The organism is Nocardiopsis lucentensis DSM 44048, assembly GCF_000341125.1.
Classification (GTDB): domain Bacteria; phylum Actinomycetota; class Actinomycetes; order Streptosporangiales; family Streptosporangiaceae; genus Nocardiopsis; species Nocardiopsis lucentensis.
Genome location: NZ_ANBC01000885.1, coordinates 1 through 1,273, shown reverse-complemented (window position 1 = coordinate 1,273; position 1,273 = coordinate 1). Strand labels below are relative to the sequence as shown.

At 75.3% G+C, this 1,273-nt stretch carries 1 protein-coding gene; it reads left to right on the top strand.

The features are described from left to right. Positions 1 to 1,224, top strand: a 1,224-nt coding sequence (locus D471_RS0130335; protein WP_017602091.1) for a [protein-PII] uridylyltransferase family protein, incomplete at its 5' end; no start/stop codon positions are given. Between the last annotated feature and the right edge of the window lie 49 nt (positions 1,225 to 1,273).

Below are 1,273 nucleotides of genomic sequence, written 5' to 3'. Positions count from 1 at the left end.
CGGTACGTCACCGACCTGCTGCTCCGCGCCCCCGACGCGGTCGCGACGCTGGCCGACGACGCCGACCTGGCACGCCGTGAACCGAAGGTGCTGGCCGGGGAGGCCGAGGCCGCGCTGCGGCGCTACGACTGGTCCGAGGAGTCGGTGTCCGCGGTGCGCGCGCTGCGCCGTCGAGAGCTGCTACGGACGGCCGCCGCGGACCTGTTGGAGGTGTCGTCGGTCGAGGAGGTCGGCGCGGCCCTGACCGACATCGCTGCCGTCACCGTCGAGGCGGCGCTGAAGGTGGCGTGCAACCGGGTGGTCGCCGCGTCCGGGGACGAACCGCTCACACGGGTCTGCGTGGTCGCGATGGGCCGGTTCGGCGGCGGTGAGCTGACCTACGCCAGCGACGCGGACGTGATGTACGTGCACGACCCCCTGCCCGGGGCGGACACGGGAGCGGCGACGCGCCAGGCGCTGGCGATCGTGCGGGAGCTGGCGCGGCTGCTGGAGATGCCCGCCGCGGACCCGCCGCTGAAGGTCGACACCGACCTGCGCCCGGAGGGCCGGAGCGGACCGGTGGTGCGCACGCTGGAGTCCTACGCCGCGTACTACGGGCGCTGGTCCCAGGTGTGGGAGAGCCAGGCGCTGCTGCGGGCCCGGCCGATCGCGGGCGACCCGGAGCTGCGCGCGGCGTTCACGGCCCTGATCGACCCCGTCCGGTACCCGCAGGGCGGCATCGACGCCGCCGCGGTCCTGGAGATCCGCAAGCTCAAGGCCCGGATGGAGGCCGAGCGGCTGCCGCGCGGCGCCGACCCGACCCTGCACACGAAGCTGGGCCGGGGCGGGTTGTCGGACGTGGAGTGGGTGGCCCAGCTCGTGCAGCTGCGCCACGCCCACGAGTTCCCGGACCTGCGGACGACGGGGACGTTGGAGGCGCTGGAGGTGGCCGTGGCGCACGGTTTCCTGGCGGCCGACGACGGGGCGGAGCTGGAGCGGGCCTGGCGGCTGGCGTCGCGGGTGCGCGGCATGGTCATGCTGGTGCGCGGCCGGGGCGGCGACTCGCTGCCGAGCGACCTGCGTGTGCGGGCCGCCCTGGCGGAGGCGATGGGGTTCCGCAGCGGTGAGGAGACCGAGGACGGCGAGGAGGTGTCGGAGGGGCCCGCCGAACAGCTGACGGAGACCTACCTGCGCACCACCCGGAGGGCGCGGTCGGTGATGGAGCGGGTCTTCTACGACGACTGAGGGACGTGGAACGGGGGCGCCCCCGCGCGAAGGAGTGTGCGCGGGGGCG